At 67.0% G+C, this 18,217-nt stretch carries 12 protein-coding genes and 9 tRNA genes; 13 read left to right on the top strand and 8 right to left on the bottom strand.

The window, feature by feature from the left end; all coding sequences use genetic code 11:
• The first annotated feature begins 562 nt into the window (after positions 1 to 562).
• The 11 genes from E1261_RS31225 to E1261_RS31175 all read left to right on the top strand — a co-directional run bounded on the left by E1261_RS31225 (position 563) and on the right by E1261_RS31175 (position 4,514).
• Positions 563 to 638: transfer RNA gene (locus E1261_RS31225), tRNA-Pro, on the top strand.
• A gap of 92 nt (positions 639 to 730) precedes the next feature.
• Positions 731 to 804, top strand: a tRNA-Arg gene (locus E1261_RS31220).
• A 2-nt stretch (positions 805 to 806) separates the two neighbouring features.
• Positions 807 to 880 (top strand) — tRNA-His (locus E1261_RS31215).
• Between the two features lie 50 nt (positions 881 to 930).
• Positions 931 to 1,004 (top strand) — tRNA-Leu (locus E1261_RS31210).
• A 64-nt stretch (positions 1,005 to 1,068) separates the two neighbouring features.
• On the top strand, positions 1,069 to 1,515 hold the full coding sequence (locus tag E1261_RS31205) for an HNH endonuclease (protein ID WP_132412886.1): 447 nt from the start codon (positions 1,069 to 1,071) through the stop codon (positions 1,513 to 1,515).
• Between the two features lie 1,062 nt (positions 1,516 to 2,577).
• Positions 2,578 to 2,669 (top strand) — tRNA-Ser (locus E1261_RS31200).
• Positions 2,670 to 2,696: 27 nt separating this feature from the next.
• On the top strand, positions 2,697 to 3,893 hold the full coding sequence (locus tag E1261_RS31195) for an RtcB family protein (RefSeq protein WP_132412884.1): 1,197 nt from the start codon (positions 2,697 to 2,699) through the stop codon (positions 3,891 to 3,893).
• A 272-nt stretch (positions 3,894 to 4,165) separates the two neighbouring features.
• Positions 4,166 to 4,254 (top strand) — tRNA-Ser (locus E1261_RS31190).
• A gap of 13 nt (positions 4,255 to 4,267) precedes the next feature.
• Positions 4,268 to 4,339, top strand: a tRNA-Glu gene (locus E1261_RS31185).
• 5 nt (positions 4,340 to 4,344) lie between these two features.
• Positions 4,345 to 4,418: transfer RNA gene (locus E1261_RS31180), tRNA-Glu, on the top strand.
• Positions 4,419 to 4,427: 9 nt separating this feature from the next.
• Positions 4,428 to 4,514 (top strand) — tRNA-Tyr (locus E1261_RS31175).
• A 359-nt stretch (positions 4,515 to 4,873) separates the two neighbouring features.
• Here the strand turns inward: E1261_RS31175 and E1261_RS31165 are convergent.
• Genes E1261_RS31165 through E1261_RS31130 form a run of 8 tightly spaced genes read right to left on the bottom strand, consistent with a single transcriptional unit; the run spans position 4,874 to position 16,647 of the window.
• Positions 4,874 to 6,154 carry an alpha-L-fucosidase gene (locus E1261_RS31165; RefSeq protein ID WP_165952714.1) on the bottom strand — a complete coding sequence of 427 codons (1,281 nt, stop codon included), beginning with the start codon at positions 6,152 to 6,154 and terminating at the stop codon, positions 4,874 to 4,876.
• On the bottom strand, positions 6,151 to 7,524 hold the full coding sequence (locus E1261_RS31160; protein WP_132412878.1) for an FAD-binding oxidoreductase: 1,374 nt from the start codon (positions 7,522 to 7,524) through the stop codon (positions 6,151 to 6,153). The genes E1261_RS31165 and E1261_RS31160 overlap by 4 nt, the downstream gene beginning before the upstream one ends.
• Complete coding sequence (locus tag E1261_RS31155) at positions 7,521 to 8,393, bottom strand: U32 family peptidase (RefSeq protein ID WP_238176542.1); 873 nt, start codon at positions 8,391 to 8,393, stop codon at positions 7,521 to 7,523. Before E1261_RS31155 ends, E1261_RS31160 begins: the two co-directional genes overlap by 4 nt.
• The gene (locus tag E1261_RS31150) at positions 8,387 to 9,697 is read right to left on the bottom strand and encodes a nickel pincer cofactor-dependent isomerase, group 22 (RefSeq protein ID WP_132412876.1); all 1,311 of its coding nucleotides are present in this window, start codon (positions 9,695 to 9,697) and stop codon (positions 8,387 to 8,389) included. The genes E1261_RS31155 and E1261_RS31150 overlap by 7 nt, the downstream gene beginning before the upstream one ends.
• On the bottom strand, positions 9,697 to 11,553 hold the full coding sequence (locus E1261_RS31145; RefSeq protein ID WP_238176541.1) for an IlvD/Edd family dehydratase: 1,857 nt from the start codon (positions 11,551 to 11,553) through the stop codon (positions 9,697 to 9,699). The genes E1261_RS31150 and E1261_RS31145 overlap by 1 nt, the downstream gene beginning before the upstream one ends.
• A complete protein-coding gene (locus E1261_RS31140; protein WP_132412874.1) occupies positions 11,550 to 13,001 on the bottom strand; it encodes an aldehyde dehydrogenase (NADP(+)) in 1,452 nt (483 codons plus the stop codon). The genes E1261_RS31145 and E1261_RS31140 overlap by 4 nt, the downstream gene beginning before the upstream one ends.
• The gene (locus E1261_RS31135) at positions 12,998 to 13,888 is read right to left on the bottom strand and encodes a fumarylacetoacetate hydrolase family protein (protein WP_132412872.1); all 891 of its coding nucleotides are present in this window, start codon (positions 13,886 to 13,888) and stop codon (positions 12,998 to 13,000) included. Before E1261_RS31135 ends, E1261_RS31140 begins: the two co-directional genes overlap by 4 nt.
• Before the next feature lie 11 nt (positions 13,889 to 13,899).
• The gene (locus tag E1261_RS31130) at positions 13,900 to 16,647 is read right to left on the bottom strand and encodes a UxaA family hydrolase (protein WP_132412870.1); all 2,748 of its coding nucleotides are present in this window, start codon (positions 16,645 to 16,647) and stop codon (positions 13,900 to 13,902) included.
• A gap of 126 nt (positions 16,648 to 16,773) precedes the next feature.
• Here E1261_RS31130 and E1261_RS31125 point away from each other — a divergent pair, with 126 nt between their 5' ends.
• On the top strand, positions 16,774 to 17,442 hold the full coding sequence (locus tag E1261_RS31125; RefSeq protein ID WP_238176540.1) for a GntR family transcriptional regulator: 669 nt from the start codon (positions 16,774 to 16,776) through the stop codon (positions 17,440 to 17,442).
• A complete protein-coding gene (locus E1261_RS31120; RefSeq protein WP_132412868.1) occupies positions 17,439 to 17,843 on the top strand; it encodes a ParB N-terminal domain-containing protein in 405 nt (134 codons plus the stop codon). The genes E1261_RS31125 and E1261_RS31120 overlap by 4 nt, the downstream gene beginning before the upstream one ends.
• Positions 17,844 to 18,217 lie beyond the last annotated feature (374 nt).

Raw genomic sequence — 18,217 nt, 5'->3', positions numbered from 1 at the left:
GTGCGGCACGGGTGGGCGCCGGGGAGGTGGGACTGGAGGCGTCTTTGTGGATGATTACTGCCACGGAGAGACCGCAGGACTCCACAAAGAAGGCGTCCGGCCCGGGCTGAATGACGGTCGGGAAGAAAATGTGCGGGAAATGCGTTGACTCGAAGGATGGCTTTGGGTGAGACTATTCCCCGCAAGGACTACCGACTAGGAGACGATCGTGACCTGGACGCAGAACGCGCGGAAAGCATGGCGGCGTAGCCCCATGGCTTTGCTGTCGTGCCTGCGAACTGTGCGTATCGATGCCTTCTATCACGAACTCGGCAGTGAGCAGAGCCTGCGTTCGGGCGGTCCGCCTGGGTGATCCCGCGAGGGAGATACCTCAGGAGCCGTCTGGGCCGGGCAACCGGCCGTAGGCGGCTCTTTTGTTTTGTCCACACACGGACCACGTCGGTGCGCAAAGGTTGCGGACCGGATTCCAAACCCGCGTCGCGAGGGTTCGATTCCTTCCACCGATGCATTCTTCGGGCATTTACGGATGCCCATTCGCACAATTGACAATTACATCTGTTTTCCAGCTGTGGGCCAGTGGCCAGGCCACCTCATTTGGGTTGAGGGAGACGGGGGTTCGAGTCCCTCCAGCTGGACCAGGCGCCCGCAGGATGCTTGCTACCGGCCGAGCGGGCGCCCCAAACGTGCCCTGCGCGGGAAATCCGCAGCACATCCCGCGCAGGGTGCACGAACGCTCGTGGCTCAAGTGGAGAGAGCGCCTGCCTACGAAGCAGGAGGTTGCAGGTTCGAGTCCTGCCGAGCGTGCTGTGTCCGAGGCCGAAGTGGTCGAGGTACCGGGATGTGACCCCGGAGGAAGCGGGTTCGAGTCCCGCCGGACACCCTCTGACCGAGCACCCTCTGTTCGACGTACCACAACGCACCGTAGTACTTGCGGCTCTGGCCCAACTGGCAGAGGCACCTGGCTTAGGACCAGGAGGTTCAGGGTTCGACTCCCTGGGGCCGCACCGACACCGAAACACCCGACCTCGCGTGGCGTGGTCGGGCACACTGGAAGGGAGGAGGAAGCGCATGAGCGGTGTGATCGTTCTCAACGCGTCGTACGAGCAACTGCATGTCGTGTCGATTCAGCACGCCATCAGGATGCTGGTGCGCGAGGTGGCTGTCGTCGAGGAAGCACATGACGGCGCCAGTATCGGACCGTTCCCTCTTCCCCGGGTGCTGCGACTGGTGCGCTACGTCGTCACCAAGTGGCGTTACGCGTCCGGCCGCCTGCAGTACACGCGAGCCGGCGTACTGCGGCGTGACAAGCACACCTGTGCCTATTGCGGCCAGAAGGGTGCAACGACGATGGACCACGTCGTACCGCGCTCCCGTGGTGGACGTGGTGAGTGGCTGAACGCTGTGGCCGCGCACGCGTCGTGTAACGAGAAGAAGGGCTCACGCACGCCCGAGGAAGCCGGTATGCCGCTGTTGTGGCAGCCGTGGATTCCTTCACGTGCGGAGTTATCGCTCTGACGTGACATCACCTGGTGTCGCGTTGGAGCGCGATGCCAGGTGGGCGACGGTGTCCCACCCTCGGTTCTGACCCGAGGCCCCGCAGGTTCGAGCCCTGCCCTGGCAGCTTCTGTGAGAAGAACTCATGGAGAGGTAGGACGGCACTCCGTCGGCCAACCTGAACTGCAAGCCCACTTGTAGATCATCCACGCCCGCGTTGCTCGACGATGGAGCAACCAAGGCAGGAGTGGACGAAGGATCTGGCGAAGTCGCAGGCGACCACGAATCACGAGCCGGGTGGTCGGCTGCCAGGTTTTCACTCTGGGCTCCAACTGATACAGATCTCCTCCCGTCAAAGCGTGGACGCGCCCAACAACGTCTCGCTCGGTGAGCACAAGGTCGATTCGGCCACCGTGCCTCCTGCTGAGTCCAAAGGAACCGTCGCCCTCGAGCACACCTGCGACCCAAGCTGCGGCTGGCCCAAGCAACTCAGCCGGAGGAGCTGCGACTTCTGGCCAGGCGATTTGCTTGAGCGTCTTGCAAGAGCTCATCTGAACACGTCGTCTCTCCCCCATGAGTGGCCACAGAGCCTGGGCCAACGGCTCCAGGTGCATCCGGCGCTTAACTGTCCAGGAGTAGGCCTGCTTGTGGTGCGGCTGTCGACTTGCGACCGAACGAATACTGCCGACGCCGGTGATCCGCTCTAGTCTTTCGAGGACGTCTAGATCGGTCATGACGACCCGCAGCACTGACGAAGATGTCGAGTTCGTGAAGGTTCCCTCAGCTTCGATGAGACCTGCTGTCCACGCGAGAGCAGATGCCGACATCTCGCTTACAGGAGATTGCGGGCCACCGGTCGCGCAGATTTGGCAGCGGACAGATCGGCTCGACTTTCGACCACCACAGTCGGAACACATGTTGTAGCCACCCACGGATCGACACGGCCAACACGTCCAGCGCGACCAACTGGTGGCGAAGTCTTCACCACACTTACGACAGGTTCTCGTCTCCGACGCGGGAAGGCGGGTGCTCATGATCTAGAGATACACGCAGCTACCGACACATCAGCACAGTTACCAGCCAGGCAGGGTAAGCCGAGTTCGGCCTAACGGCAGCCGTCTCGAAAACGGTCTGTCCCTCAACGGGGCGTGAGGGTTCGAGTCCCTCCCCTGCCGCATGTACACACACGAGAAGGGTGAGGGATGAACGTGGAGTTTCCGGTTGAGCTGAGCGGGGCCAAGAGCTCCACGCTCATGTGGGCGCAGGAGCACGAGGTGGGTGCGCAGGCGCTGCAGCAGCTGCGGAACATCGCTGCGCTGCCGTGGGTACACGGGGTTCGGGTGATGCCGGACGTGCACCTCGGCAAGGGCGCGACGGTGGGGTCTGTGATCGCGATGTACCAGGCCGTGTCGCCGGCTGCGGTCGGGGTCGATATCGGGTGCGGGATGGAGGGTGTGCTGACGTCACTGACGGCGGCGGACCTGCCGGATGATCTGTCCGGGATCCGGTCCCGGATCGAGGCCGCCGTACCGGTTGGTTTCCGGGCGCACGACGAGCCGGTCAGCATCCGGCGGCTCGGGCTGAACCCGCGGGCGTGGGACTGGCTGTGGGGGTCGTTCGGCGAGCTGCACAAGGGCGTGCAGCAGCGTGAGAGCAAGGCCAAGAAGCAGATGGGGTCACTCGGTGGGGGTAACCACTTCATCGAGGTCTGCCTCGACGACGAGGACCGGGTGTGGCTGATGCTGCACTCCGGAAGCCGCAACATCGGCAAGGAACTGGCGGAGTGGCACATGTCGATCGCCAAGGAGCTGCCGCACAACGCGGATCTCCCGGACCGCGATCTGGCGGTGTTCCTGTCCGGTACGCCGCAGATGTCGGCGTACCGGCGGGACCTCACCTGGGCCCAGCAGTACGCGTCACGCAACCGCGCGACGATGCTGGCGCTGGTGATGCAGGCGGTGCGGGAGTCGTTCCCGCAGGAGATCCGGTTCGACGAGCCGATCTCGTGCCACCACAACTACGTGGCCGAGGAGACCATCGACGGGCTGGATCTGCTGGTCACCCGCAAGGGTGCGATCCGGGCCGGCGCCGGTGACCTCGGGCTGATCCCGGGATCGATGGGGACGGGGTCGTACGTCGTACGTGGGCTCGGCTCGGAGCAGTCCTTCTACTCGGCCTCACACGGGGCGGGCCGGCGGATGAGCCGCAACGAGGCGAAGCGCCGGTTCACGGTCGACGACCTGATCGCCCAGACGGCGGGTGTCGAGTCGCGGAAGGACGCCGGTGTGCTCGATGAGCTGCCGGCGGCCTACAAGGACATCGAGTCGGTCATCGCCGCCCAGTCCGATCTGGTCGAGGTCGTCGCCCACCTCAAGCAGGTCATCTGCGTCAAGGGCTGACGGGCGGCTGCAAGTCGCCGTGACCGTGCGTGCGCTGCTTCCTTTTGTACTAAGCGTACAAGTCGGGCAGCGGTCGGCGGTGAAGTTATCCACAGGCGGGTCGTCCGCCGCCGTCAGGGGAGGCGGCGGGCGAGTTGCCGAGGACCAGATGCATCGGGTCTGGTCTGTACCGAAGGACGGGTAGAGGTAGGCGATCTGTGGGCTGGGCTCTGGTGTTCAGGCGGGAGAGAGATCGCTGAGGGGGACTACTACCCGTTCTTCGGTACGGAGTTGGTGAGGTTCGCCTGTTGGCAGGGGCAGCGGTTTGCTAAACCGTCGATCGGCTTCGGCCGGTCCGTGAGTTCGAATCTCACTCTCACCGCGCAGGGCGAAGGGCCCCGTTGGTCTAGTGGTCAGGACATCCGGTTCTCAGCCGGGGATCGCCGGTTCGAATCCGGTACGGGGTACGTGGGGCGCAGTGGACGAAATGGGAGAGTCACCGCGTCTTCACCGCGGGGTTTGCGGGTTCGAGTCCCGTCTGCGCTGCGATACCGAGCAGGAGCGCCACCGTTGGAGGGGTGGGCCGGGTTGTAACCCCGGTGCCTTCGGGCCTAGCAGGTTCGAATCCTGCCTCCTGCACCACTTCAGGCAAAGGTGCCTGGGGCAACAAAATGACATGAGAGGAGGACCGGCTAATGGCGGGACTCAGGAACAGGAAGCGAGTGCCTGGTGGGCGGACCGGTTCTCCGGTCAGTCAGGGGCATGCGTTGCGGCGGGTTCTGCTGGCGTGTGGGCACGTGCAGCGGGATCGGCTGGCGCACCGTGGTGACCATGTCTGGTGTGAGGGCGAATGCTCTGACTGGATGCGGGTCGTCTCGGTGGAGGAGTAATGCGAACGGCGCCGCCATTCAGGTGGATGGTGGCGCCGGACCCTCTGGTAACGGATGTACGCCGGGCTCTCCGAAGGCTCGGTTCCTGGTTCGACTCCAGGCAGGGGGACTTCAGGACAGGGTCGGATCGTGGTGGACGGTAAGCGTCACGGCGGCGTCCGCTCGGGTGGCAAGGACACGGACCCGTACGGCGTCGGCCGTCACCGAACGGTCGAGCGGGATCAGGCGACGGTGGCCGATGGTGGTGCCGACGGCAACCTCGGTCCACAAGCCGTTAGCAAGGGCGTCGACGGCGAAGGACTCGACCTGTTGGCCAGCGGCGATGTCCTCGCGCAGGCTCACGACGTTGAACGAACCTGGCAGCTCAACTGCCGTGTCGTAGGAGGACCGAATCGCCGCGCCGAAGGCAGACAACGCCTGTACGTCGGCATCCGCGAACAGGCCGCGCCTGTCCGGCGGGATGTTCAGCAGCAGCACGGCGTTCCGCCCGACCGACTTGCGGTAGATGTCGAGCAGCGCGGGCAGCGACTTCACCTGGTCGTCCTCAGACGCGTGGTAGAACCACCCCGGCCGGATCGACACGTCGACCTCGGCTGGATACCACCGCAGCTCGTCGGCGGCAGCCAGCTGCGCAGGCCCAGCCACTGAAGCAGCGCTCTGCTCGGCCACCATCCGACCATCGGCGAACGGTACGACACTCCACTCGGTCTCGCGGGCGAACCCGTCCTCGTTGCCGACCCACCGAACATCGGGCCCACCGACCGCGATCGTTGCCTCCGGCGCCAATCGACGGATCAGGTCGAACCACGCGTCGAAGGCATACTCCTGCGCCGTACTCGTTGGGTTCGCCCCGTCCAGCCATACCTCGGCGATCGGACCGTACTGCGTCAGCAGCTCGTACAACTGATTCAGGTAGAACCGGTTGTAGTCGTCCACCTCGTAGGTGAACCCAGGCTGGATCTCCGAGGCAACCACCGGACTGCCGTTGCCGTAATACCCGCCGGGCGCCTTCTCCTGGTACAGGTCCGCCGGCGACAGATAGAACCCCAGCCCCAACCCGTGCTCAGCGCAAGCAGCGGATAGCTCCGCCATCACGTCACGCCCGGAGGGGCTCGCAGCAACGGTGTGTGTCAGGAACCGGCTCGGCCACAGGCAGAAGCCGTCGTGGTGCTTGGCCGTCAGGATCACGCTCTTGAACCCAGCATCCACCAGCACCCGCACCCACTGGTCACAAGACAGCTCTTGAGGGTTGTAGACCGCAGGGTCGTCCAGCCCGGTCCCCCACTCGAGATCCGTGAAGGTGTTCACACCAAAGTGCACGAACGCCGTCAGCTCTTGCTGCTGCCAGGCGAGCTGTCGAGCCGACGGTCGCACCGCCGACGGGTCGATCACCGCAGCACCTTCCCCGGGTTCAGCAAACCGGCCGGGTCGAAGGCCTGCTTGACGCGCCGGTGCAGCTCGAGCCCGACCGGGCCGAGCTCGTCCTCGAGCCAGCGCGCCTTCAACGTGCCGATGCCATGCTCGCCGGTGATGGTCCCGCCGAGCGCGAGCCCGAGCTCCATCACCGCGCCGAACGCCTCCATCGCGCGTGCCTCACCGGCCGGATTGCCGGGCTCGAAGATGACATTCGGATGCATGTTGCCGTCGCCGACGTGCCCGGCGCAGTAGATCGGTACGTCGTACTTCACGCTGATCTCGGCGATCCCCCGCAGCAAAGCGACCAGCTTCGACCGCGGCACCGCCACATCATCGACCAGCGAGGTACCGAGCGGCTCCAGCGCCGCGTGCACCAACCGGCGCGCCTCAAGCAGCATCCGGGACTCCTCTGCGTCCGAAGCCTCCGCGACCTCGACAGCACCGTGGGCCGTGCAGATGGCTGCGATCCGGGCAACGTCCTCGGCTGCCCGTGCGCCCCGGTCGGACTGCGCGATCAGCAGCGAACCGACATCCGCCGGCAGACCCATATCGCGGTAGTCCTGAATCGCGCGCGCGGTCGGCCCGTCGATGAACTCGAGCAGCGACGGCCGCAGGCCGGCGGCCATCACCGCGGCAGCCGCAGCGATCCCGTCCTCAATGGACAGGAACGTGGCCGCCGCGGTCAGCGCAGTCTCAGGGGCGGGCCGCAGCGAGAGCGTGGCCTCGGTGACCACGCCGAGTGTCCCTTCGGATCCCACGATCAGCCGTGTCAGGTCGTACCCAGCAACGCCCTTCGCTGACCGCCGGCCGGTGCGAACCACCTCGCCAGACGCCAGCACCACCTCAAGCCCGAGCACGAAGTCCGCCGTGACGCCGTACTTCACGCAGCACAGTCCGCCGGCGTTGGTCGCGATGTTGCCACCCAGCGTGGACATCTCCCATGACGACGGATCCGGCGGGTAGAACAACCCCTGCTCAAGGACAGCGCGCGACAGCTCGGCGTTCACCACGCCCGGCTGGACCACCGCGACCTGGTCCTCGGCGGAGATCTCGAGGATCCGATTCATCCGCGCCGTCGACAGCAACAGACACCCGTCAACCGCATTCGCCGCACCGGACAGCCCCGTTCGCGCCCCCTGCGTCACCACCGGTACGCCGAACTCCGACGCGGCCTTCATCACCGCAGACACCTCAGCTGTAGTAGACGGCCGCACCAGCACCCGTGGCACACCGGCCGTACAGAAGGTCGCGTGATCGTTGCGATGCGAGTCCAGTACGTCGACATCGTCCACGACTGCGTTGTCCCCGAGCACCGAGCGGAGGCGGGCAACGAACAGGTCACTCATAGGCCCTCTTCCTGTTCCGCCAGCAGGCGCAGAATCAACTCGGCCCGGCGGACCCGCTCGCGCCCCAGCGCCTCCGCGGTCGCGGCCAGGTGCGCGCCGACCGGGTAGATGTTCGGCGCGTTCCGCAGACCCATCTTCAGATAGACCGGCGCCGCCACCTTCACGACCTCCGGTACGTCGTAGAACCGCACGTGCCCGCCTTGGTCGTCCGGAGCCTCGATATACATGTCGATCGGCACCGAGGTCACCGACCGGATCTCCGCCAGCACCGGCACCGGAAGATCGGTCGACACGTTCAAACTCGTGGCCCCCAATCGCTCGTACAGCCGCGCGGTCGGGGCATTGGGCAACGGCATCAACACCGACGTCTTCAACACAAGGTCGGCAGGCAGCGACCCGTCGACCTTCAGCTGTCCCAGCAGTTCCAGCACGCCGATGTCTCCGACCAGCAGACTTCGCACGCCCAGCTCGACCGCCCGGAAGGCATCACACAGCGACGCGGCAACCATCTCGTTGCCGCGCGCAACGCCTCCGACCGCGGCCGAGACTTTTGCCTGCCCGCCGATGTCCCACGCACCGCGGGGCCCGAGGAAGAGACACACCTCGACACCGGCGGAGGCGCCGAGCGACAGCATCTCCTCGATCTCGGCATCGGTCAGCATCATTACCCCGCTGCCCTGTGACACCCGATCGATGGTCACCGCACGCTGCGCCGCCTCGTCGAGGACGGCCTCGAACACCCGCGGCCCCTCACACGACGGGATCTCCACCTTGTACGGCGCTCCGTCCGCAAACGTCGAGGTGGATGCGCCGCCAGGGTGGAAGCCGCGGTCGGCCAGCAGGGCATGTGCTTCGCGAAGTGTCACCATGGCGAAAGCTTCCCACCGACAGTCAGATCGCCGGCCGCACCGGTGATCTCCAGATCGAACCGGTCCGCGGCCTCGTCCAGCAGGGCCGGTGTCACGAGCAACTCGTGCGGCGACAACGTGTCCTTGATCCGCGCCAGTCGCAGGTCGGTCCAGTCGCGTCGGCCGCACATCGTGATGGCCGCGAGCACGGCCGCCTCGTCGTCCGCCATCACCATCGGCAGCCGGGAACGACGCGCTCCCCCGGCACCCGAGGTCAACGCGTTCACATAGCTGGCCTGCAGATCGATCTGCTCGAGAATCCTGGCCGGCATCACATCGGCCAGCCCCAGCCCGGAGGCGTTCCCATGCGACGCCTCGGAGAGCGAGTGCACACTGATCGCCGCAATCGACGGCGATTCGAACTCGGGGATGCCGTGCACCCAGCACCGCCCGATCACATTCGTGTCCATGCCGGCGCCGGATTTGTCCTTGCCCAGCTCGTCCACAACCAGCACGTCCAGCTCATCGAACGGCAGCCGACCCAGCAGACTGCCTGCCCGCTGCAGCAACGCATGCTCGGCGGCACCCGCGATCCCGTCGGCCGGGACGAACTCGATCGCCGCCGTGTGCTCCAGCGCATTCTCCAGAATGCCCAGCCCACCAAGGATCTTGCCCTGCGCGACGACCACGCGCGCGGCTGCTTCGATCGCGGCACCCAGCGAAGGAATCCCACCGGCATGCAGCGACGCAGCGCCCGCGTGGTTCCCCAGACCGATCGCGAGGATCTTCGCCAGACCGCTCTCGATCGGCCCGTGGAAGTCGGTATGCGGCTTCACCCGGTTGATCACCAGCACACCGTCAGCGGCTGCGGCGATCGCGTCGTGGTGAACCGCCGTACCGTCATCGAGTTTGCCGACGACAACGGTCTCCATGGTCGCCTCGATCGGACACCCCACGCTCTCCGGGGTGATTCCGAGCCCGGCCAACATGTCGCGCTGCCCCTCCGCAGTCGCTCCGCCGTGCGAACCCATTGCCGGTACGACGAAGGGGTCAGCCCCGGCTGCTGCCAACCAGGCGACGGCCGCGCGAACTACCGGTACGAGGTCATGGATCCCGCGGCTGCCGGCGGTGACCGCGATCCGGGCGCCGGGCTGGATCTGCGCGCGGAGAGGTTCGAGCGCCGCCTGGGTCGCCGCGGCCGGATCGTCCACGGACGGCAGGTCCGGCAGCAGCCGACGAATCGGAGTGACCTGCGGGATCGATCCAGCAGGCCGCAGCCCGCGGATCGCTTCGAACGGTCCCCATCCCTGCGACGGCGCCGGCATCAGTGGCTCTGTCTCGCTACGGCGGAGCCGGTGCGCCCTACCAGGAAGTCCAGATCGCAACCCAGGTTGGCCTGCGTGACGTGGTCGACGTACAGCCTGGCCCAGCCGCGATCCGTCGGCGGCGCAGGTGGCTGCCAGTCGGCACGACGCTTCTCCAGCTCCTCGTCGGACACGTCGAGGTGCAGCCGCCGGCCCGGAACGTCCAGCTCGATCCAGTCACCGGTCCGCACCAGCGCCAGCGGTCCACCGACCGCCGCCTCCGGCGTGACATGCAGTACGACGGTTCCATACGCCGTACCGCTCATCCGTGCGTCCGAGATCCGCACCATGTCGTCGACGCCGATCTCGGCGAGTTTGCGCGGGATCGTCATGTTGCCGACCTCCGGCATCCCCGGATAGCCGCGCGGTCCCGCATTCTGCAGCACGAGCACGGTGTCCTCGTCGACATCGAGATCCGGATCGTCGACGGCCAGGTCGTACTCCTCGATGCTGCTGAAGACCAGTGCCTTCCCGCGATGCTGCAGCAGACGCTCCGAAGCCGCGGACTGCTTGACCACAGCGCCGTCCGGCGCCAGATTGCCCTTCAGTACGGCGGTCCCGGCGCCGCTCCCAAGCGGATTGCCGACCGGGCGGATGACCGCAGCACCCGGTCGCCCCTCCTGACCGACCCAGTCGATGCGCTCGGCGTTGGCGACGTTCTCCCCCATGGTCCGGCCGGTCACGGTGATCGCGTCAGCCTTGAGCAATGGCAGGATCTCCCGCATCACCGCCGGCAGCCCGCCCGCGTAGTAGAAGTCCTCCATCAGATACTGCCCCGAGGGCTGCAGGTCGGCCAGCCACGGTACGCCGCGGGCCCACTCGTCCATGTCGTCCAGCGAAAGCTCGACGCCCACCCGGCCGGCGATCGCGAGCAGGTGGATGACAGCGTTGGTCGAACCACCGATCGCCGCATTCGCCCGGACCGCGTTGGCGAACGCGTCGCGGGTCAGGATGTCGGAGGGCTTGAGGTCCTCGTGCACCATCTCGACGATCCGGCGACCGGCCTGCTGGGCCAGCGAATACCGCCGGGAGTCGACCGCCGGGATGGCGGCTGAGCCGGTCAGCTGGAGCCCGAGCGCCTCGGCCATACAGGCCATCGTGGACGCCGTCCCCATCGTCATGCAGTGCCCGTTGCTCCGGGACATGCCGGACTCGGCAGCCGCGTAGTCCTCCTCGGTCATCCGGCCCGCGTTCCGATCTTGGGTGAACCGCCAAACCGCCGTACCGGAGCCGATGTCGCAGCCGCGGAACTTCCCGTTCAGCATCGGGCCGCCGGTGACGACCAGCGTCGGCAGGTCGACACTCGCAGCACCCATGATCGAACCGGGCGTGGTCTTGTCGCAGCCGGTCAGCAGCACGGTGCCGTCGATCGGGTTGCCACGGAGCGACTCCTCGACATCCATGCTGAGCAGGTTGCGGAACAGCATCGCGGTCGGCCGCAGCATCGTCTCACCCAGCGACATCACCGGGAACTCCAGCGGGAAGCCACCGGCCTGCCAGACCCCGCGCTTGACCGACTCAGCGAGCCGGCGCAGGTGCGCGTTACACGGCGTCAGCTCGGACCAGGTGTTGCAGATCCCGATCACCGGCCGCCCGTCGAACACCTCTTCGGAGAAGCCCTGCGCCCGCATCCACGACCGGTGGATGAACCCGTTCCGCCCCTCCTCGCCGAACCAGTGCTCGTAACTCCGCAACCCGTTCGGCGCCCCCGACGGAACCTCGGATCCCTTCTCGGGGGTGGGCATACCCGACGGATCCGGTACGTCGAACTCGCGCGGATCCGCGGTCGGCGGCAGATCCGTGGTGTCGTCGCTCATCGTTCCACCTCGTCCTGGCTGATGACTCCGTTGATGCGGCGGGTGATGCCGAGCGGGTTCGCATCCCGCAGTACGGCGGGGAGCACCGGATCGGGAGCGTCCTGGTAGGCGACCGGTCGCTGGAACCGGCGGGCCGCGGTCACCCCGACGCTGGTGTGGATCGAACCAACCGTCGAAGGGAACGGACCGCCGTGGTGCTGCGCCCAGGAGACCGCAACCCCAGTCGGCCAGCCGTTCCACAGCACGCGCCCGGCCCTCGCGGTCAGCAGCGGCAGGAGCTCAGTCGCCAGCTCGTTGTCGGACTCCTCGGCGTGCAGGGTCGCCGTGAGGTTGCCGTCGAAGGCTGCGATCGCGCTCCGCAGCTCGTCGAGACCGTCGTACTCAACGACGATCGACACCGGCCCGAAGCACTCCTCGAGGATCTCGTCCTGACGCGCCAGCAGCTCAGAAACCGTTGTCTGCAGGAGCGTTGCGCCACCCGCCGACCAGACCCGGACTCCGTCGACCTTGCCCAGCCGATCGAGACCCGAGTCGAAGGTGTCCTTGATCCGGTCGTTCAGCATCGTCGCCGACGCCACTCCCCCGGCCGCCTCGGTCAGTTTGTCCTGCAGGCCATGACCGGCCGGCAGGAACAGCAGCCCCGGCTTGGTGCAGAACTGACCGACACCGAGCGTGAACGAACCGACGTACCCAGTGGCGATGTCGTTGCCGCGGGCATCGATCGCGGCCTGGGTGACGAAGACGGGGTTGAGACTGCCGAGCTCACCGTAGAACGGGATCGGCTCCGGCCGGGTGACGGAGATCTCGTGTAGCGCCTTGCCTGCCGGGACCGAGCCGGTGAACCCGGCCGCCGTGATCCGCGGATCCTTCAGCGCGATGACACCGACGTCGAAGCCCAGGATCAACCCCAGCGAACCATCCGGCGCACCGGCCGCCCGCAGCGCCTCGATCATCACCGCGGCCGTCCGGACCGAGAGCTCCGGGTGCCCCGGGTGCGCCTTGACGATCACCGGGCACCCCGCGGCCAGCGCGGAAGCAGTGTCACCACCACAGACACTGAACGCGAACGGGAAGTTGCTGGCGGCAAACACCAGGACCGGGCCGAGTGGCACCAGCACCCGGCGCAGATCCGGACGCGGCACCGGTTTGGCCTGCGCGTCGGCGGTGTCGATGATGACCTCGAGCAGCGATCCTTCCACCAGGGCATCGGCGAACATCCGCAGCTGCCCGGTACTCCGGCCGACCTCACCGCGCAAGCGCGGCTCCGGCAACGAGGTCTCCCGCATCGCGATCGGCACCAACTCGTCAGCGGCTGCATCCAAGGCGTCGGCCACAGCCCGGATCCACCCGGCCCGGACAGCAGGCTCCGCGGACCCGAGCGCGGCCGCGGCACCGGCCGCGTCGGCCAGGGCCTGCTCGAGCTCGGCGGGGGTGGTGTCGGCGGTCATCGCTTCTCCTCAGAGTTCTGTTCGGCCAGGAAGGCAAACGGCTCCCGGCCGGTGGCCACGGTATTCGTCAAGGTACCCAGTTGGTCGATGCTGATCCTGATCACATCACCTTCGCGTAGCTCGAACGCAAATTCAGGCACGATGCCCGTCCCGGTCGCCAGGATCACGCCGTCCGGGAAGTCGTTCGGCACGAACAGCACGTCGATCAGATCCTGCAGCTCGCGGACGAGCTTGGCCGTCGACGTCGTACCGGTGAAGACGTCCTCGCCGGCACGGCTGATCACCAGCTCAACCGTCAGTTCCTTCGCATTGCCGACCTCCCAGACCGGCCGGATCCCGGTCGCGAGCGCACAGCCGCCGGCGAACAGCTTGGCCTGCGGCACGTACAGCGGGTTCACGCCCTCGATCGAGCGTGAACTCATGTCGTTGCAGATCGTGTAGCCGACGATCTCACCGTGACTGTTGGCGACCACCGCGAGTTCCGGCTCCGGTACGTCGTGCCCCGAGTCGACGCGGATCCCGACCGGCTCGCCGTCCGTCACCACCCGCCAGGCCGGCGCCTTCTGGAACAGCTCCGGCCGGTCCGCGGTGTAGACCTTGTCGTACACGGACTGCTCGGTACTCTCCTCCATCCGGGCGCCCCGCGAGCGCTCGTACGTGACCCCCGCGCACCAGACCTCGCCCCGACCATCGATCGGCGGCAACCACTTGATCCCTTCGACCGGAACCGCCGTACCGGTCTTGGCGAGAGCTGTCTGCAGATCTGCGAGTGGGAGCCGGAGCAGCTCGGCCATGCTGGCGATACCCTCGACCGGTGCCACCGTGTCACCGGTACGGACGCCTACGACCGGCCGCCCGGTGGGCGACTGGTAACGGACCACGTGCATAAGTCCACCTCTCACATAGATGTGCCGAGCAAACCGCGGGTGATCTGGAAGCCGACGTTGCCGGAAGCAACGGCCTTCGGGACGAGCTGCCGGCTCGCGACGAGCGCGATCGTCTCCAGCCCGATTCGTGCCTGATCGGCGGCGTCTCCGGTGGCGACCGCGTCGAGATCGTCGCCGTACCGCGCGACCGTCTCGGGGTCCCTGCTGATCTCGACGACCGGGACGAACCGCTGCGCCGACAAGGTGCCGCCGGCGACGTGCGCAAGGATCTGCTGTACGCCGGATGCCCCGAAACCGGTCGCGGTTTCCATCCAGTCCGTACCCGGCATCCGCATCACGTGCCATCCCGGAGCGCTGGGCCGCTGCCCGTGCGCGATCGTCGGACCGACCTCGGCGGCGGAACCGAACGCCGTACGACGGAAGTCCTCATCGGCAAGCAACAACCCCCGCGAGGACAGCACGACCGAGCCGCCCGAACCGACGATCTCGCCGCCCATCAAACCGAGCGCCTCGGCAGTATCCGCGGTGAGCGGACCGCGCGCCTCCAACCCGATCGTCAGCGCGCCGAGATCGCCTTGGTGCTCGACAGGGCTCGGCAGGGAGAAGCTGTTGAACCAGTCCTTGACCTTGGCGCCGACGGCGTCGAGACCACCGTCGGCCTGGATGCTGGCCCAGCCGAATCGCGCTGGATCCTTACCTGCTTCGACAAGGCGGGAGCGGAAGTAGTCGTTGTGGGTCTTCTCGCAGCCGTGCTCCAGGAGCAGTGCCATCCGAGTGTTCGGGTGCAGGAGGTAGCCGAGCATGATCCGGGCGAAGGTCTCCTCAGAGGCTCCACCGCTGCTCCCACAGCCCTCAGTGTGCGGGAGCGCGACCATCCGAGTGACCGCGTCACCGGCCCACTTCTCCAGCTCGGCCTGCCCAGCAAGCCGGAGTGCGATCTGGCCGGAGCACAGGCTGGTCGGCAGGATGAGGCCGACCGCTTCGGGGAGGTCACGATCGTCGACTCGCAGCAGCCGGGCCGGGGTGCGCGTGCGGCTGCTCAAGCCGGTCAACGGGAGACCATCGAGTGGGGCGTCACGGTCGTCGGCCGGGATATCGGCCAGCGCGCGGCTCTGGCGGCCGTCGGTGCTGATCGAGATGCCCTCACGCGGTCCGCTCTGCTTCCAGTTCCGCCAGATCGACACCTGGCTGTGGCCGGCGCGCTCGCCCGCACTGGGCTCGCCGGACGCGACTCGGACGGTCAGGTCGAACGTGTCCGCGGTCAGCTGGGCCATCGACGTACCAGTCAGGTAGCGGCCCGCGTCCACGTCCATCTCGGCCTGCAGATGCTCGTACCGCTGGCTGGTGGTGACGAACTTCAGCGTCGGGACGAACGGGAAGTTGGTGATGGAACCGTTGCCGGTGGTGAAGAAGATCAGGTTGCAGCCACTGCCGATCTGGCCGGCCACTGACTCGAGGTCGTTGCCGGGACTGTCCATGAAGATGTAGCCGTTGCCGGGCAGCGGTTCGCCGTAGTCGATGACGTGGTCCAGGCGAACCTCGCGCGGCAGCTTGCGCGCGGCGCCGATCGACTTGAGCACGATGTTGTAGAGCCCGCGGTACACGTTGCCGCCGGAGGGATTGCCCTCGGCCGTGTGCCCGTGCCATCCCACCCGCTCCTTGAACGAGCGGATCGTGCTGAGGAAGCGGCGCGCGGTGGCGAGGTCGCGGACGTTCTTCAGCACGTACGGTTCCGCGCCGATGAGTTCGTCGGTCTCTGCCAGTACGGCGGTGCCACCGTGCTTGATCACCTCTGCACCGACCAGGCCGGCGAGCGGATTGGCGGAGATCCCGGAGAACGCGTCCGAACCGCCGCACTGCAGCGCGATCTTGAGATCGGCGAGCGGGACCTCGACCCTTTGCTGCGCGTCGACGATCGGGAGCCAGGGCTCCAGCAGGGCGCCGGCCGTGCTGAGGTCGTGCTCGAACCCGGCCGCGCGGGTGAAGAATGCGTGCGGGACCTTGATGCCGGGATAGTCGTGCTCGGTCATGAAGTCCCGGATCGCCTGGCCGGAGACGACGTCGTCCGTGGTGTCGACGATCAGCACGGCGCCGACGTTCGGGTTCAGGGTGAAGCCGGCCAGGGTGGCAAGCAGGAAGTGCAGGTTGTTCGGGACCTCGTCCTCGCCGCCCTCGGTGTGGGCAACCGGTACGACGCCGTCGCCCGCGGCCGCTCCGTCGAAGCGGCGGGCGAGCTCGGTGACGAAGCCGGAACTGCGGGAGCTGGTTGCCAGCACGACCACGTGGTTGCGAGTGCCTGCTGGGCCCTGCGCGCGGGGGTAGCCGAGGAAGGTGCCGGGCTGCTCGACGCTGGTCACCTGCTGGCCGAGGTGGAGTGCGTTCTCGTCGAGCGTGAAGGGGTCGAGGGGCTCGTTGGTGGCGGAGGGTTCGGCGGGGAGACCTTCCACGCCACGGGCGGTGACCGCCTGCAGGCTGGTCGGCGTACAGACGTAGTCACCGGGGACGAGGTCGCGGGACGCCCGGGCGAACGGGGTGTTCCAGGAGGTGATCGCGTCGCCTTGGGAGATCCGGCGTACGACGAATCTGTGGCCCTCGAGGACGGTGTGCGGGAGGGTGACGGTGGTGCCGTCGAGCTCGATCTGGGTGCCGGCGTCGAGGCGGCGGGAACAGATGGCGGCGTTGTCCTCGGGTTCGGGAAGGACACCTACCTCTTCGAACTTCACCGACCGGGGCGGTGGGGTGGGAAACGTATTCAACACCGTGTCCGCCTTCCGTAGGTGGGTACTCCGGCGCTACCGTGGGCCAGATCGTGCATGATGCATGATCCACCCTGCCGAAGACGGACGGCCGGGTCAAGGCCGCGCTCAGGATCCGGAGGAACTCGCGTGGATACTGCTGACCGGCGGGTGCTGCGGCGACAGATGCTGGCCGATGACGTGTACGAGGCGATCAAGACAATGCTGATGGATCACGTCGTACGGCCCGGTGCCCGGATCTCGATCGACGGACTCGCGCGGGAGTTCCAGGTCTCGTCGACGCCGGTGCGGGAGGCGCTGGCCCGACTGGAGTCCGAGGGGCTCGCGCTGAAGGAACCGCTGAAGGGGTACCGGGCGACGCAGCTGCTCACGCTGGCCGAGTTCGACGACCTGTACCGCTTCCGGTTGCTGCTGGAGCCGTGGGCCGCTCGCCGCGCTGCCGAACTCATCACCGACGAAGGCCGCGACCGCCTCCGGGCCGAGCTGGCCACTGCCGTCGAACCCACGTCGGTGGACTACGCCGGCTACAAGTCACTGACGGTCCACGACAACCGCTTCCACACGTTGATCGCCACTCTCTCAGGTAGCGAACAGGTCCGGCTGGCCTTCCAACGCACCCACTGCCATCTGCACATCTTCCGGCTCCACTACGAGCGGGACATCGGCCCCGAGGTCCTCACGGAACACCGGACGCTCGTGGAGGCCATCACCGCCGGCGACCCGGTTGCCGCCGAAGCCGCGATGACCCGGCACATCCAGAACTCCATGGAATCCCGCCTCCGCAAGATCTACGAGTGAAACCCTTCCCACTTCCGATCCCACCGGTTCTGCGGCCATACATCCTCGACTTCCTCTGGGACGTCGACCGGCTGCATGCCCTCGAACTGCCCACGGCCGAGCTCACAGTGGCATCGCTTGCCCACCACCTCGACCTCCCGTTCTGGGCGTACGGCGGGCGCCCGTTCCAGGTCACGCCGCACGAGGTGGCGGCCGATCCGAACCGGTACCACGAGCAGTACGCCCGCACCCTGGCCGCCGACCTCAGTCACCCCATCGACGCCGTACGCCGAGAAGACGGCCGCATCACCATCCTCGACGGCATCCACCGCCTCCTGCACGCGGAACTGACAGACCAACCCGTCATCACCGCCCGCCTCCTCGACTGGGCGCACCTCGACGACATCGCGTCGTACCCCTGAAACCGCGTTTACCCATCGGGGAGCGTCGGTACGACGTTGAGCACGGGTCAACCAGTTGCGCGGCCGGCAGGTGGTCGATGCGTGCTCAAGGTGAGCCGGCCGGGCGACCTTGAGCACGGTTCGACCGTTGCATCGGGTGCCAAATGGTTGGTGGATGCTCAAAGTGACCCCCGATCTCGGGTCCCTGAGATCGCGGGTGCGTTAGCCCGCCCGGAGCCGAGTCCCGCAGAATCCATCGATCAGCCTGCCCGTCGATATCGACGGGTATCCCCTGAAATGGCCCCTTCTCCCCTCGAATTTTGGCCAGAGAACCGGCAACTCAAGTGGATCTCCCCTCAAATTGCCGGAGGGGCGGGCGGCGGCCGGGCGAGAGG

The organism is Kribbella albertanoniae, from assembly GCF_004348455.1.
GTDB classification, from domain to species: Bacteria; Actinomycetota; Actinomycetes; order Propionibacteriales; family Kribbellaceae; genus Kribbella; species Kribbella albertanoniae.
This window is presented reverse-complemented; position numbering and strand designations above follow the sequence as displayed.